Source organism: Variovorax sp. F042, from assembly GCF_057814215.1.
The window spans coordinates 1-285 of the sequence record NZ_JBVASX010000096.1 but is presented as its reverse complement, the minus strand read 5'-3'; the positions used below and the strand labels follow the sequence as shown (position 1 = coordinate 285).

At 67.0% G+C, this 285-nt stretch carries 1 protein-coding gene; it reads right to left on the bottom strand.

Annotated features, from left to right (window positions below):
• A partial coding sequence (locus tag ACZYSP_RS35565) for a DUF1176 domain-containing protein (RefSeq protein WP_489019264.1) occupies positions 1-247 on the bottom strand: 247 nt, incomplete at its 3' end.
• Between the last annotated feature and the right edge of the window lie 38 nt (positions 248-285).

Below are 285 nucleotides of genomic sequence, written 5' to 3'. Positions count from 1 at the left end.
CGTCGTCATCGCCGATCGGCAGCTGGATGTCTATTGCCGTGCCGGGCCCGGCCTTGCGGGTGATGAGCATCGACACCGGCTCGCTCGCCCCGCTGTCCGGCGGGTAGCCGGCGGCGCGGCAGGTGCGCGTGTTGTCGCAGGCCAGCTCCCAGTCGTTGTGCGAGAACGAGACAAGCTCATTGTCGGCGGCTCCGGCGGACAACGCGGCGTGTGACAGCGCCGCAGCAGCGATGCAGGCAGATTTCATGTTCGCGACTTGCGGCTCAAACGGTACTGCTCCAGGAA